The sequence below is a fragment of the Streptosporangium amethystogenes subsp. fukuiense genome (genome assembly GCF_042665875.1).
GTDB classification, from domain to species: domain Bacteria; phylum Actinomycetota; class Actinomycetes; order Streptosporangiales; family Streptosporangiaceae; genus Streptosporangium; species Streptosporangium fukuiense.
In genome coordinates, this window is sequence record NZ_JBHTEE010000001.1 from 9252858 (window position 1) to 9266773 (window position 13916).

Annotated in this window: 12 protein-coding genes and 3 tRNA genes; 7 read left to right on the top strand and 8 right to left on the bottom strand. The window is 71.3% G+C overall.

Translation table 11 applies throughout. The annotated features are described in order from the left end of the window. Positions 1-7: 7 nt before the first annotated feature. Together ACFQVD_RS41060 and ACFQVD_RS41065 are read right to left on the bottom strand one after the other, a co-directional pair. Positions 8-1435, bottom strand: a complete 1428-nt coding sequence (locus tag ACFQVD_RS41060; protein WP_343962951.1) for an aromatic amino acid ammonia-lyase — start codon at positions 1433-1435, stop codon at positions 8-10. A gap of 4 nt (positions 1436-1439) precedes the next feature. Then, entirely contained in the window at positions 1440-1820 is a 381-nt protein-coding gene (locus ACFQVD_RS41065; protein WP_343962950.1) for a phage holin family protein, read from the bottom strand. An 896-nt stretch (positions 1821-2716) separates the two neighbouring features. On the opposite strand from ACFQVD_RS41065, the gene ACFQVD_RS41070 reads away from it, so the two are divergent. From ACFQVD_RS41070 to ACFQVD_RS41085, 4 genes are all read left to right on the top strand, one after another. Further along, positions 2717-3721 (top strand): NADP-dependent oxidoreductase, encoded by a 1005-nt coding sequence (locus ACFQVD_RS41070; protein WP_343962949.1) that lies wholly within the window; start codon positions 2717-2719, stop codon positions 3719-3721. Positions 3722-3782: 61 nt separating this feature from the next. Further along, positions 3783-4067, top strand: coding sequence for a hypothetical protein (locus ACFQVD_RS41075; RefSeq protein ID WP_343962948.1), 285 nt, complete (start codon positions 3783-3785; stop codon positions 4065-4067). Between the two features lie 60 nt (positions 4068-4127). Beyond that, on the top strand, positions 4128-4523 hold the full coding sequence (locus tag ACFQVD_RS41080; protein ID WP_343962947.1) for an OsmC family protein: 396 nt from the start codon (positions 4128-4130) through the stop codon (positions 4521-4523). 595 nt (positions 4524-5118) lie between these two features. Next, positions 5119-5192, top strand: a tRNA-Lys gene (locus ACFQVD_RS41085). A 102-nt stretch (positions 5193-5294) separates the two neighbouring features. Here ACFQVD_RS41085 and ACFQVD_RS41090 read toward each other — a convergent pair. The 4 genes from ACFQVD_RS41090 to ACFQVD_RS41105 all read right to left on the bottom strand — a co-directional run bounded on the left by ACFQVD_RS41090 (position 5295) and on the right by ACFQVD_RS41105 (position 7617). Beyond that, positions 5295-5366: transfer RNA gene (locus ACFQVD_RS41090), tRNA-Pro, on the bottom strand. A 20-nt stretch (positions 5367-5386) separates the two neighbouring features. Then, a tRNA-Lys gene (locus tag ACFQVD_RS41095) sits at positions 5387-5459 on the bottom strand. Between the two features lie 132 nt (positions 5460-5591). Next, on the bottom strand, positions 5592-7013 hold the full coding sequence (locus ACFQVD_RS41100; RefSeq protein ID WP_343962945.1) for a hypothetical protein: 1422 nt from the start codon (positions 7011-7013) through the stop codon (positions 5592-5594). Positions 7014-7056: 43 nt separating this feature from the next. Next, positions 7057-7617, bottom strand: coding sequence for a TetR/AcrR family transcriptional regulator (locus ACFQVD_RS41105; RefSeq protein WP_343962943.1), 561 nt, complete (start codon positions 7615-7617; stop codon positions 7057-7059). Between the two features lie 112 nt (positions 7618-7729). On the opposite strand from ACFQVD_RS41105, the gene ACFQVD_RS41110 reads away from it, so the two are divergent. Both ACFQVD_RS41110 and ACFQVD_RS41115 read left to right on the top strand, forming a co-directional pair. Next, complete coding sequence (locus ACFQVD_RS41110; RefSeq protein ID WP_343962942.1) at positions 7730-8650, top strand: TIGR03620 family F420-dependent LLM class oxidoreductase; 921 nt, start codon at positions 7730-7732, stop codon at positions 8648-8650. Between the two features lie 126 nt (positions 8651-8776). Further along, positions 8777-9634 carry a 3-methyladenine DNA glycosylase gene (locus ACFQVD_RS41115; protein ID WP_343962941.1) on the top strand — a complete coding sequence of 286 codons (858 nt, stop codon included), beginning with the start codon at positions 8777-8779 and terminating at the stop codon, positions 9632-9634. A 60-nt stretch (positions 9635-9694) separates the two neighbouring features. Here the strand turns inward: ACFQVD_RS41115 and ACFQVD_RS41120 are convergent, their stop codons facing one another. Further along, positions 9695-10693, bottom strand: a complete 999-nt coding sequence (locus ACFQVD_RS41120; protein WP_343962940.1) for a hypothetical protein — start codon at positions 10691-10693, stop codon at positions 9695-9697. Between the two features lie 300 nt (positions 10694-10993). Here ACFQVD_RS41120 and ACFQVD_RS41125 point away from each other — a divergent pair, with 300 nt between their 5' ends. Beyond that, positions 10994-12892 carry a sensor histidine kinase gene (locus tag ACFQVD_RS41125; RefSeq protein ID WP_343962939.1) on the top strand — a complete coding sequence of 633 codons (1899 nt, stop codon included), beginning with the start codon at positions 10994-10996 and terminating at the stop codon, positions 12890-12892. A 118-nt stretch (positions 12893-13010) separates the two neighbouring features. Here ACFQVD_RS41125 and ACFQVD_RS41130 read toward each other — a convergent pair whose 3' ends face one another. Next, positions 13011-13844, bottom strand: coding sequence for a hypothetical protein (locus ACFQVD_RS41130; RefSeq protein ID WP_343962938.1), 834 nt, complete (start codon positions 13842-13844; stop codon positions 13011-13013). Between the last annotated feature and the right edge of the window lie 72 nt (positions 13845-13916).

Here is a 13916-nt window from a genome sequence, read left to right on the forward strand (position 1 = left end):
CGGGCGGTCAGCGAGGGGCGAGGCCGGGCAGTAGTCCGCGTGCCACGTCGAGGTCGGCGTCCAGCGGGCGGTCGGCCGGCGCGGGATCGAGGGGCAGGTCGCAGGGGACGCCGCGCAGGCGCAGGGTCCGTACGGAGGCCACCAGCTCGCAGGCCAGGACGATCTCCAGCGGCTCGATGGCGGCGAGCGCGGAGCGGGCCGCCTGCGGGGTGAAGCTCGCGTGGTCCTCGGTCCCCAGGGAGAGCACGGCGCCGCCCAGGGTGACGGGGGCGGCCAGATGGCGCAGCTCGGCCAGCGCGGAGTGCGCGACGTATTCGAGGATCATCACCCCGGAGCCGCCGGGGTGCTCGGCGAGGAAGGGGAGCAGCCCCGTATGGGCCGGGTCGTTCAGGGTGGCGAGCCTGGCGGCGCTCATCGTCGCGGTCTGCACGAGCGCGGCCCGCAGGGCGTCGAGGGCGAGCGCGACCCGTGCCGAGTGGAAGTTGCCGTTGTGCCACGCCCGGCCATCGGCGATCAACGGGTTCTCCGGAGCCGCGTTCATCTCCTCGGCGACGGTCCGCTCCGCGTGGCGAAGAGCGTCGAGTGCGGCCCCGTGTACCTGCGGGAAGGCGCGGTAGCCGTACGGATCCTGCACGCGGCGCGGGCTGGTGACGCCGACCAGGTCACGCAGCCCGGCCGCGACCGAGGTCTGTTCGGGGCCGCGCTGCACGACGGGGGAGAGCGGTTCCAGTGAGGCCTCGACGGCGAGGAAGGAGCGGGCCGCGACCGCGGTGGCGGCGGACAGCAGGACTCCCAGGCGGTGGCAGGCCAGCGCGGCGTCCGCCAGGGTCGCCGCGCCCGAGCTGATGAACGGCAGCGCGTCACCGGCGGCGAGCGCGAACCGGGGTACGGGCTCACCGGCCCGCGTTCCGGGAGCAGGGCTTTCGGCCTGTGCGTCTTCGGTCTGTGCGTTCTTCTCGGTTCGTACGCCCTCGGCGGGAGGTCTCCAGGCGAGCTCGCCCACCAGGCAGAGCGCGGTGGTGGCCAGGGCGGTGAGGTCGCCGGTGCCGATGGCGCCGTAGGTGCGGATCGGCGGGGTCAGGCCCCGGTTGACGGCGGCGGCGAGCACCGGCAGGAGTGCGGGGTCGACCCCCGAGCCGCCGGCGAGTAGCTGGTTGAGCCGGACGACGAGGGTGGCGCGGGCACGAAACTCCTCGATCCGCGGTCCCGCGCCGCCCGCGTGGCTGCGGAGCAGGTCGAGACCGGCGGCCTCGGTCTCCACGTCCTTGTTGGCGCCCACCCCGGTGGTCCGGCCGTACACCGGCCCTTCGAGCAGGGTGGCCGTCCGCCACGCCGCCCGCGCGCGGGCCGTGGAGCCCAGTGCGACCCCGGAGCCGTGAGCCGCCCGATCGACCTGCTCGCAGGTCAGGTGGGCGCCGTCAAGGAGGACGACCATCGACTCAGTCGCCGACGATCGCGTCGAGGATCAGGTCGAGGATCCAGCTGACCAGGCCGATGACGATCGCGCCCCAGAACGCGGGCCAGAAGCCCTCCACGTGGAAGGGCAGGCTGAGCTCCTTGGCGATCCAACTGGTCAGCATGAGCAGTCCGGCGTTGACGACCAGGGCGAACAGGCCCAGCGTGAGGATGTAGAAGGCGCAGCCGAGCGTCTTGATGATGGGCTTGAGGACGGCGTTGACGATCCCGAACACCAGGGCGACGGCGAGCAGCGTGCCGATCTCCTTGACGGGGGTCTGCGCGGACACTGTGATGCCGTCCACGAGCCGGGTCGCCGCCCACAGGGCGGCGGCCACCACCAGTATTTTGATGATTATCTTCACGTTTGGGCATCCTCGCATGGATGGTCGGGCGGGCGGCAGATCTGCAGCCCGAAGCGGATATATACGGACACTAGACACTTTGCTAGTCGGCTGAGCGCCTGCTGATCCGATCGATACCGAGTGCCACGGGCACGGTGATCATGGTGGCCGGGGAGGCGGACCGAGTTCCGGCTTCCGGGCAAAGTTTCGCATCCATGACCGGATGCGGTCACGAAAGTGGCGAGATCTTGTCAGGTGCGTCGCCGTCTCGCGAGGAGGACCGCTACCGGATGAGAAAGTCCCAGATGAGAAGTGTGAATCGCCGAGGGGGCCTCATCATGTCGGACGATCGACCATCCAGCGGCCGATCAGGAGATCAGTCCACCGGAGGCGGGACGGAACCCGGAACCCGGCCCGTCCCCAAGCCGGGCCCAAGGCCGGGTCCCGCCCCCAAACCCGGCCCCGGCCCGGCTCCCAAGCCTGGTCCCGGTCCCGGTTCGGCTCCCAAACCCGGACCTGTCCCCGGCCCCGGCCCCAAGCCCGGTCCCAAGCCTGGTCCTGGCCTCAAGCCTGGCCCTGAGTCCGGCCCCGGTTCGGCTCCCAAGCCTGGCCCTGAGTCCGGCCCCGGTTCGGCTCCCAAGCCCGGCCCTGAGTCCGGCCCCGGTTCGGCTCCCAAGCCCGGCCCTGAGTCCGGCCCCGGTTCGGCTCCCAAGCCCGGCCCCGGGTCCGGCCCCGGTTCGGCTCCCAAGCCTGGCCCCGGTTCGGCTCCCAAACCCGGTCCCAAGCCTGGCCCCGCCCCCGGACCCGGCCCCAGGCCCGGTCCCACCCCCGCCTCCGGTCCCGGCACCGGAGGCGGCACCGGCGCCGGGAGGACCGCCGCCGCGAACGGGACGCCGGCACGTGCCGCCGGACGTACGGTGTCGCGGGAGATCCGGCTGGCGTCACGGCCCTCGGGCTGGCCGGTCCCGGAGAACTTCGAGCTGGCCGAGGTCGAGTCTCCCCCTCCGGGGGAGGGGGAGATCGGGGTCCGCAACCTCTTCATGAGCGTCGACCCGTACATGCGGGGACGTATGAACGACGCCGAGTCCTACACCCCGCCCTTCCGGATCGGCGCCCCCCTCGACGGCGGGGCCGTCGGCGAGGTCGTCGTGTCGCGCTCGCCGGACCTCGCCCCCGGGGACATCGTCACCCACGGGTACGGCTGGCGCGAGTACGCCGTGCTCGACGCGGGGCAGGCCCGCAAGGTCGAGGAGATCCCGGGCGTCCCGCTCTCCGCCTACCTCGGGGCGCTGGGCATGACCGGCCTCACCGCGTACGTGGGCCTGCTCGACATCGCGCACTTCAAGAAGGGCGAGGCGGTGTTCGTGTCCGGCGCGGCCGGGTCGGTGGGCAGCCTGGTCGGGCAGATCGCCCGGCTGAAGGGCGCCTCGCGGGTGGTGGGCAGCGCCGGGTCGCCGGAGAAGGTCGCGTACCTGATCCATGACCTCGGCTTCGACGCCGCCTTCGACTACCGCGACGGCCGGATCCGCGAGCAGCTCGCCGAGGCGGCCCCCGACGGGATCGACGTCTACTTCGACAACGTCGGCGGTGACCAGCTGCAGGCGGCCATCGACGAGCTGAGGATGTACGGCAGGGTCGCGATGTGCGGCGCGATCTCGGTCTACAACGCCACCGAGCCGGTACCGGGCCCGAACAACCTCTTCCTGGCCGTGGGAAAGCGACTCACCCTGCGCGGATTCATCGTCTCCGACCACCAGGCGCGGCTGCCCGACATGATCGCCGAGCTGGGCGCCTGGCTCCGCGAGGGCAGGCTCGTCTCGATGGAGACCGTCGTCGACGGCCTGGAGAACGCCCCTCGGGCGTTCATCGACATGCTCCGCGGCGCCAACACCGGAAAAATGCTGGTCAGGCTGGCGCGCTGACTGCGCGTACCGCCGATCGCGCATGATGGTCGCAATCTCGGGGCAGAAGGGGCGTGAGGGGGTGGGTCTGTTGGAAACGGATGAGCTTGAGTCGCTGTCGGCCCAGGAACTGCATGATCGCGCGGTCCACTACGCCGTGCATCACGGAGATCTCGGCTTTCTGTGGGAGTTGCTCTCCTTGATCCCGGCGGCGGAGGCGTCATCGGGACGCGAGGACGAGACGACCAACGACCTCAGCCGGATCTCGGCCCTGCTCAGTGACGCCATGGTCTCGGGTCACGGGGAGCTGGGTGAGGCACTGCGCCCGTTCTACATCGAATACCTGTCCAAACATCCCGATGCCTGAGGCGGGTGTCCTCCCTCGGTAGGGTGATCCGCAGATCGAGGAAGGCCGGGGAGGAGCGCCATGGCGCGGGTGAGAGTGGAACGGACCGAGGACGGGTTCGTGGCGCGTAACGACCGCGGAGCCGAGGTCGCCATGGGCAGCGGTGACGAGCAGGGCACTTTCACCCCGGTCGAACTGCTGCTCGCGGCGCTCGGCGGCTGCAACATCGTCACCGTGGAGCCGCTGACGGCCCAGCGCGGCCACCGCATGGTCCGCCTGGCGATGACCGTTCAGGCGGAGAAGATCGAGGCGAGCAGGCTGGGGCCGATCACCATCAGCTACGACGTGGAGCTGCCCGAGGGCGACGAGAAGGCCGCCGAGGTGCTTCGCGCGGTGGCCCACCGCGTCGAGGAGAGGTACTGCACGGTGAGCCGGGCACTGCGGGAGAAGACCGAGGTCGGCCTCGAACTCCCCTGACCCGGACCGGCCGGCTCCCGGTCCGAGCTCGAACCAGGGAGATCGGTCTCCGGTCCGTGTCCGAAACAGGCCGATCTACCGGAGAAAAGGCGAATTTTCGGGTATTCGGTGGGGGTGACGGAGGCTTCGGTGATACCGGGTCAAGGTTGGGTGTAGGCGCAAAATCAACCTTTGGATGACGCGCCCGTTACATTTGGCCAGGTAGTGTTGTTGCAGGTCAAGGGGTCTGCGAAGCCCGGGGGGAGCGTTGCAGAGACTTTTCACCGGATAAAGAACGCGAGGGGGATCGCGTTCCTGAGCGGAGCCGCCGGAGTCTTGGGGGAGACGATGGCAAAGCCCGCGAGGAGATCGGGGCCGGACAGTTGGGGGACTGTCCGGCCCCGAGTCTATTCCGGAGCAGGACAGCCGCCGGAGTCGACGGCAGACCCCGCGAGGAGATCGGGGCCGGGCGGTCGGGGGACTGTCCGGCCCCGACCCTGTGTGCGGGCCGGACCGCCGAGAACGGCCCGGCCCCGAGCCTCTCGCGGGGAGCAGGGCGGCGGTCAACCGAGGTGCGATCGCGCCGGAGCTGCTGCTAGAGTTACCCCCGTCGCAAGCGCCGCTAGCTCAGTTGGTTAGAGCAGCTGACTCTTAATCAGCGGGTCCGGGGTTCGAGTCCCTGGCGGCGCACTTGCGAGAAGCCCAGGTCGGCATCGTCGGCCTGGGCTTCTCTTCGTGTGCGGGCCGATCTGGCGACGAGCCCTCCGGCCACCTGGGACGTTCGTTGGCGGACCTCGCCGGCCGGGCTCGAACCGGCGTCCACCCGGTCCCGAGCCGGGCGCTCTACCTCTGAGCTACAGCGAGGCCACGTCCATCGCGTGCGGCACCGCCGGCCGGGCTCGAACCGGCGCCCACCTGGATGAAGAGCCAGGCGTTCTACCACTGAACTACAGCGGGCCGCACCCCAGTGTGCTCGATACCGCGTGGCGGACGCCACCGAATAACGGCGTCGCCGACAGGCCCGCACCGGCGTTCATCCGATCCGAGGCCGGGCGGCGCCACCGCTGATCCTGCGGCAGGGCCGCCGGCCTATTTCCCCGGAAGGTCCGTGGCGGGCAGATCGCTGACCACCACCCCGGAGGCCAGCCCGTGACGGGCGTCGTCAGCCAGTTCGGGCTTCACGCTCCTGCCGCTGAACACCCCGGCACGCCGCAGCAGGGCCGCCCACACCGGATCGGCGACGCTCACTCCGTGCACCAGTTCGGGCGTCGGCCGGAACACCGCCACCCCACGTCGAGCCGCGGGCGCGGTCCAGCCCGTCCGCGCCGGGTCCAGCCCGGCCGCACGGCAGGCCGCCTCCACGTCGGTGCGCGTGCAGGCCGCGGTGCCGTCCAGCACCTGCCAGGGCGGCGGCAGCGCCGCCCACACCGCGGTGTTGGGGTCGACGTCGCCGCCGGTACCGCGATGCCAGGCGGCCAGGTCGGCGGCCATCAGACGCATCACCTTGCCCGGACAGGCCACCTGAAGCAACTCCAGCGCGTCCAGCGACGCCAGGCAGGCCAACCAGCCGGTCCGGGCCGCGTTGTAGGCGACCGCCAGGTTGTTCCACGTGGTGGAGTCGTCGCCGGGCCGTACGATCATCGTGGTGCGGTCGGTGCCGGGGTTCCAGCGGGCACGGAGCAAGTCGGCGCTGTGCCGCATGGCGGCCGACCACTGGCCAAGCAGCCGTCCACGCTCCTCGTCGGTCAGGCGTTCCAGGACGTCAGGGGTCGTCCGAACCTGGGCGATCATCCACCAGTCGCTCCGGTCCGTGCACCGGCCGAGCAAGACCTGGGCGATCTCGTCGAACGGGTTCTCCCGCCCGGACAGGCTGAACTCCCGGCGCACCTTGCGCCGCGCGGCGTAGTACGCCACGAAGCACGCGGCGTCGACGTCGGTGACGAACCGCTCCAGGGGGGTGTCCGCGGCGAAGCCGGTGACACCCACCATGAGCAGGCGCCGCTTGTCCTGCTCGGTGCTCAGCGTGCCCGCCTTGGCGGCGATCCGGCCCAGCAACCTGAACCGGCGGTTGTACTGCCGCTTGGACAGATCCATGCCCGCCGCCGCCCGGGCGTCCCGGTTGAGTCGGTCGGCCAGGAAGTCATCGCGGTCCGGCGTCCACCGGATCTCGTGCCCCACGCTCGCCGCGAACTCCAGCAGCGACTCGGGATCGTCGGGGTCGACCTCCACCGACCGCTCGAACAGGCGGCTCGCCGCCGCGACCTGCCGGGCACCACCCACCGGCCTCGCGTAATCGGTGGACATCGAGGAGAACCGGCCCTTGCGGCGGGAGGAGTGTTTGGCCGCACGCTCCAGCACCACACGCTCGCGCCGCGACAGCTGCCCGTCCAGTGCTCGCAGCACCAGGTCGGCGACGTCCTCGGGCCGGTGTCGCCGATCCAGCGAATCGTGCAACTCGGCGAGGATCTGCCGGCGGGACCGGTCTCTGTCCTTGTCCTTGCGGAACGTCATGGGAGCCATGATCCTGGCTGGTTCGATCCGACTTCGACTGGTTTTATCCGGTCGCAGCTGTCTGCTCGGTGGTGTCGCAGGGTCGGCGCAGGCCGTCGAGCGTCAATGTGAGCAGCCGCTCGGCCCTACCGGGATCGGTGGTCGCCTGGGCGATGCCCGCGGTCAGCTCGACCAGGTCGACGAACTCGACGTCCGCCCGTACGGATCCGGCCCGCTGGGCTGGGTGGAGCAGACGCTCGGCGGCACCGCGCAGCATCGCCCAGCAGTCCACCCCGGCCGAGGAGGTGGCGAGCATCATCCGCGCGCCCAGCCCGTGGTCGGTCATGGCGTGCGTGATCAGCAGGCGTAGCCAGGCGACCAGCGCCTCGCCGGGTGGCATGGCCTCGGCCAGCTCTTTCGCCTGCGCGCACAGCCTGGTCAGTCGCCCCTGGAACACCGCCGCGAGCAGCGCGTCGCGGGTGGGGAAGTGCCGATAGAGCGTGCCCGGCCCCACCCCGGCCCGCCGCGCGATCTCGTTCAGGGACGCGTCGGGCCCCTTTTCGGCGATCACGGCCATGGCTGCCGCCACCAGCAGGTCATGGTTACGGCGCGCGTCGGCGCGCATCGGCCGCGTTTGCACGGGACACCTCGGAGGTTGAAGCGGAGAGACTCTCCGTATTATAGTCCCCGGAATATCCGGAGAACCTCTCCGGAAATTCCGAATGGGGCAGGAGACCATGACAAGCACGCGCAAGAACGATGCCCCGCGCCTCGGCAGGGTCGGCCTCTGGACCTTCGCCTTCGACGGCGAGCCGGCGGGCGAGGTGCGCGACGCGGCGGCCGAGATCGAGGAACTGGGCTACGGCGCGGTGTGGTTCGGCGAGGGGTTCGGACGCGACTCGGTGAGCCAGGCGTGGCTGCTGCTTTCGGCGACCCAGCGGATCACGGTGGCGGCGGGCATCGCCAACATCGCGCTGCGCGACCCGATCTCCATGGCCGCCGCCGAACGGGCGCTCAACGAGGCGCACCCGGGCCGGTACGTTCTGGGCCTGGGCGGGCACCGGGTCAGCGACACGCCGATCCAGATGGACGGCTACGCGATCCCCAGCCGGGGCAGGGCGGTGGCCACGATGGGTGCGTACCTCGACGCGATGGACGCCATCCCGCTGAACTCGCCCGCGCCGCCGTACCCGCCACACCGGATGCTGGCCGCGCTGGGCCCGAAGATGCTGGCGCTGGCGGCCCGGCGCACGCTGGGCGCGCACCCGTACTTCGTGCCCGTGGAGCACACCGCGCGGGCCAGGGAGATCATGGGGCCGGGCGCGCTGCTCGCGGTGGAACAGGCCGTGGTGCTGGACCCGGACCTGGACAGGGCGCGAGAGGTGGCCAGGGAGCACGTGTCCCTCTACCGCGGCGCCGCCCCACACCAGATCGCCAACCTACGCCGGCTCGGCTTCGACGAGGACGAGGTCGCGCACGGCGGGGACAGGCTGATGGACGCGATCGTGGCCTACGGCGACGTGGAGGCGATCGAGAAGCGGGTCCGAGCCCACTTCGACGCGGGCGCGGACCACGTGTGCCTGCAGGTGCTCACCGCACGCCCCGGCGAGATCCCGCTGGCCGAGTGGCGTGAGCTGTCCGCCCTGACAGCCCTGTAGTGGCGAGAGCAGATCGGTTCGATGATCGCCCGGCGGGATGGGCCGTTCGCGAGCAGGCTCTACGACCGGCCTGCGAGAGGAGGCTCCGTTTACCGCTCAGCGGCCGGGTTTTCCTACCATGCTGGGGTGGAAGTGCTGAGCGAGCGGGAGTGGCGGGGCCGGGCCTCGGCGCATCGGGACCGGGTCGGGGCCTGGATCGAACCGCATCTGCGCCGTGGCCGGGAGCAGGTCGCCCACCCGGTCGAGGACTTCCTGTTCACCTACTACACCTTCCGGCCCGGACGACTGCTGCGATGGCATCCGGGGGCCGAGGTGATCCTGGCGGGGGCGAGTTCCTACGGGGCGAACTACCGCGACTGCGCCGAAGGCGCGGTGCTGGACCTTGAGCTGGTGCTGCCGCAGCGCACGGCCGCGATCAGTTGGACGAGGGAACTGCTGGCCGCCACCGCGAGCCGTCCGCCCTATCTGGGCTGCTTCGGGATGCACGAGTGGGCGATGGTCTACCGGACGCCGGAGGTGGAGATCCGGCACTCCTCCTTCCCGCTCCGGCTCTCCCCCGAACGGATCGAGGAGATCGTCGACCAGCGCGGAGTACGGTGCGGCCACTTCGACGCGTTCCGCTTCTTCACGCCCCCCGCCCGCCCGCTCAACGTGATCCAGCCGACCCGCGAACGCCAGCGGGAACTGGAGCAGCCGGGTTGCCTACACGCCAACATGGACCTTTACAAGTGGGCCTACAAGCTGTCGCCGCTGATCGGCAGTGAGCTGGTCGCCGACTGCTTCGCGCTCGCCCGCGACATCCGGATCGTGGACATGCGGGCCAGCCCGTACGACCTGAGCGCCCTGGGCTACCGGCCGATCCAGGTGGAGACCGCCGAGGGCCGCGCCGAGTACGCGACCGCCCAGCGCGCCTTCACCGAACGCTCCGCCCCCCTCCGCAGGCGTCTGCTACAGGAGTGCGACCGGCTGCTGGCCCTGACCTGACCGGCACCGCCGCGAGGTTCATGGCCTGCCGAACGGGGCTGCCACCGGGTACCGCACGGCTCAGGGGTCCAGAACGGTGTGCCGGTGGAACAGGCCGCAGAGGCGTTCGAGGCCGAGGCCGCTGATGAGGAGGCGCTCCTTGGCGTCGCTGAGGAGGCCGGCGGTCCAGGTGGTGAATCCGCCGTCGCCGAGGCTGTGGTCGTCCCCGGTGGAGGTGGTGGCGCGAATCTCGAAGCAGGCGCCGTCGTAGTAGCCGCGGCCGCTCACCCGGTCGTCGTCGAAGGCGAACGTGGTGCCCGGATGCGCCCGCGCGAGCCGATCCAGGACGTGTTCGCGTAGGGCCTGGCGATGCCGCCCCTCGGTCAGGTCGGTGAGGAACACGTGTACGGCGGAGATCCGGTGGCCGAGCTCGCGGGCACCGCGCAGGACGTCGAGGTGAACGCCGATCTGCTCGGCCAGGGCAGCCGTCTCGAAGGCGAACGAGCCCTCGGCGCGACCGGCGGTGCACAGCGCCAGCAGCGCGAAGTGCGCCGGCATGCCGGGCCCGGCGAAGAGCTGGGCGCGCACCACCCGATGGGTGGCGGCGAGCCGGACCCGCCGGCGCGATCGAGGGTCGGCCCGCAGTAGTTCCCGGCGGCGCACCGCGCATTCCAGGGCCAGGACGTTGGTGGCGTCCGAGACGACCTCGGTGTTGCGGACGGTGGTGACCATTTTGTGCTGGTCCACGGTCGCCACCGCCGAGTTGGTCCCCAGCGGGCAGACCGGCGACAGCGCCAGCCCGGTGAAACCATGCCGGGCCAGCCGTTCGTGACCGAGCGCGTCCAGGCGGGCCAGTTCGCCCGCGTCCAGCACCGACGGCGCGGTGAAACGGTTGCGCTCGTAGGCCCGCAGCAGGCCACCCGGTGTCACGGTGGCGGCGCGGCGGCGGTAGACCTCCAGCAGCAGCGTCTGCAGGTCGGTGGGCGAGAGCCGTTCGACCAGGGCGCTCAACAACCCGGGTGCGGCCCCCTCACGCAGGACCCGATCGAGCCAGGGGTCGGACTCCGACAGATCACTCATCACCTCATCGTGCTGGACGGCAGAGCACCGCCGCATCAGATTTATCCGTCACGCCCACGCCGCCGCACCTGACTTCTCGTGGAGCCCGGCTCACTCGGCGGGGTCGGTACGAGGGCGATCGCGAAGGTCTGGAGGTAGAGCGGGACGGCGGCATCAGACCGAAGACCGACGCCGAGCAGGGGAACGGCGTCGCGACGGACGAGGCGAAGGCCCGGTAGATCGTCACTCGGGGCTTGACCTGGTCGTCAGAGTTTGCTGACAGGTCGGCAAGGCCCCAGAATCCCCTTCTGGAGGGGATCCATGGGGCGGAGAGCGGACTACGCGGTGCGAGCCGTGGCCCTGGCCCTGGGGGCGCTCGGCCTCGCGGCGCTGGCCGCGCACCTGGTCATCGAGCTCGCGATCAACCCCCGGCCGCCCGGCGTCGGCGACACCGCCCGCGTCCAGGCACTGCTCAGCACCCCGCTGGGCATGCTGATCGTGCTGCGCCGTCCCGGGCTGATCGTCGGCTGGCTGCTCCTGCTGGTCGGGGCGGCCAACGGCTGGGTGACGCTCGCCATCTCCCTGTACGAGGTGTACGGGCAGGGTGCGGTGCCGCTCCCGCCGCCGCTCTACTGGCTCCTCTGTTTCCGTAGCGCCGTCACCACCTGCACGGCGCTCATGCTGCCGCTCGCGCATCCGGACGCCGGCCTGCTGCGGCCCCGATGGCGCTGGGTCTACCTGGCGCTGATCTCGTGGCAGCTGCTCCTGCTGGTGATCGCCATCCCGCGGCTGCACGAGTCCGCCGGGCCGCTCGCGAGCCTGTACCAGGTGTCCGCCGCGATCTGCGAGCCGCTGCTCTGGGTCAGCCTGCTCGTGCTGCTCGTCCGGTTCTGGCGCGCCGGCCCGGACGTACGGCGGCAGATCGCCTGGCTGGCGCCCGTCGTGGCGTTCGACAACCTCGCCTTCAACGAGATCCTCGGCTGGGACTACCTCTGGCTGGACACCGTCGGCGAGGCGGCCGTGCCGATCGCGGTGGCCATCGCCGTACTCCGCTACCGGCTCTACTCGATCGACACGCTCGCCAGCCGGGCCCTGGTCGGCGGCGCCCTGGTGGTCTTCGTCGCCACGGCGTACCTGGCCGTCGGCGCGCTCACCGGACTCTTCCTGGCCGACTACGGCGAGCTCTTCGGCGTGGTCGCGGCGATCTTCGCGGGCCTGTCGTTCCTGCCCGTCCAGCGGCGCCTGCAGCGCCTGCTCGACCGGCTCCTGTACGGCAGGAGCGGCGATCCCCAGGTGCACGCCGAAGCCCTGCGGCGGCAGATTCGGCACGCCGGTCCCGCCCAGGCGCTGGAGGCGGCGGTGCGGGCGGTGGCCGAAGGCCTGGCGGTGACCGGGGCGGCGGTCGAGACCGAGGAGAGCCACGTCGTCGGCGAGCTCGGGGACGACCCTCGCAAGGTCCCCCTGGTGTGGCACGGTGAACCCGCCGGGACGCTGCTCCTCGGCCCGCCCGGGGCGCGGCGCTTCCCCCGGGCGTACGAGCGGCGGATGCTGGCCGTCCTGGTGCCGATCGTCGCCGACGTCGCGCACGCCGTACAGATGGCTCATGACCTGCGGCGCTCATGGGAACAGGCGGCCGGGGCGCGGGAGGAGGAGCGGCGGCGGCTGCACCGGGACCTGCACGACGGGCTGGGGAGCCGGTTGACCGGGATAGCGATCGGGCTGGAGGCGGCGCGGCGATCCCTGGGGAAATCCCCCGAGCTGGCCCATCGGCTGCTGTCCGATCTCCGGGTGGGGATGGACGCCGTGAACGGGGAGATGCGGGAGCTGGTGCAGGGCCTCCGGCCCCGCACTCTGGACACGGTCGGGCTGGAGCAGTCGATCCGGCTGCTGGCGCTGGAGGTGCCGGTCACCGTCGAGGGGAGCCTGGAGGGACTGCCGCCCGCGGTGGAGATCGCGGCGTACCGGATCATGCAGGAGGCGCTGACCAATGCCCGGCGCCATTCCGGTGCGGAGGTCATCACCGTGGCGCTGGAGCGGGCGGGCGATCTGCGGGTGCGGGTCACCGACGACGGGGTGGGCGTCGGCGAGCCGGCTCGGGGCTCGGGCTCCGGCCTGTCGACGATGCGCGAACGGGCCGTCGAGGTGGGCGGCACCTGCTCGGTCCGTGGCGGCGAGCACGGCGGCACCGTGGTCGAGGCCGTTCTCCCCGTCCCGGTATGACCGGTGCGGGCCGGTGGGTACAGGTGGCCGGGAGATGAGCCGGCCCGCGGCGCGCGCACAGCGTAGTGGTGAGAAGCATGGACTTCTGTCGTCAGCGGACCGGTTTCGTGGGGCCGGGTCATCTCCAGGCGCGGCGTCGCAGCAGGAGTCCGGTGGCGGCGGTGAGGATGAGCAGGGAGCCGGTCAGCAGGAACACCCGCCCGTCGGGCCCGCGCTCACCGCCACCCCCGGTCGCGGCGGGCCCCGACGGGGTCTGCTGCACCTTGCCGTTCCCGTCGGTCCCCGTATCGGTCTCCGGCTCCGTCCCCGCGTCGGATTCGGTATCCGTATCGGTTTCGGTTCCCGTATCGGTCTCGGGCTCGGTTCCCGTCTGGTCGGCCGCGGTGACCGTGAGGGGGTAGGTGGTCAGGGCGGTCCGGTTCTGTACCTCGCACTCGATCGACGGCGCGTTGGCGGCGGTCCCGAAGTTCAGGGCGGCCGGCCGCACCGTCGCCGTGCCCGCGTTGGACGGGGTCGTCTTCAGGCTGACCGAAACCGTCGGTAGCGGGATGACCTGGTTCGCGGCGACCGTGGTGAGCGTGCCCACCCCGGTGGCGGAGGTCAGTCCGGGGAGTTCGCTGATGGACGCGTACGCGTACAGGCCGGTGCCGGTGGTCAGTCCCGTCGCGGGTGCCTTCAACCCGGTGCCCTCGGCGTAGGTCCCCTGCCAGCCGATGCTCATCTGCTCGCCCGTCGTGGCGGTGGTCGGCATCGTCAGCGCGACCTCGACCTTGATGTCCTGCTTCTCGGCCGAGCCGGTGGTGGTGCACTGGTATTCCACGATGCCGGTGAGGACACCCGAGTCCTGCCGCACCTCGGTGACGGCGGCGCCGACCGGCTGGAGGAGGAGGACCAGGCCAACGGCCAGGACGGTGACGGAGAGAACGGATCGGACCCGCAAGGCGACTCCCATTGCGACAAATGTGGCGTTAGGGAAGACGTACTAGGAAATTATCCGGTTGTCACCATGTCCGCATCCGGACAG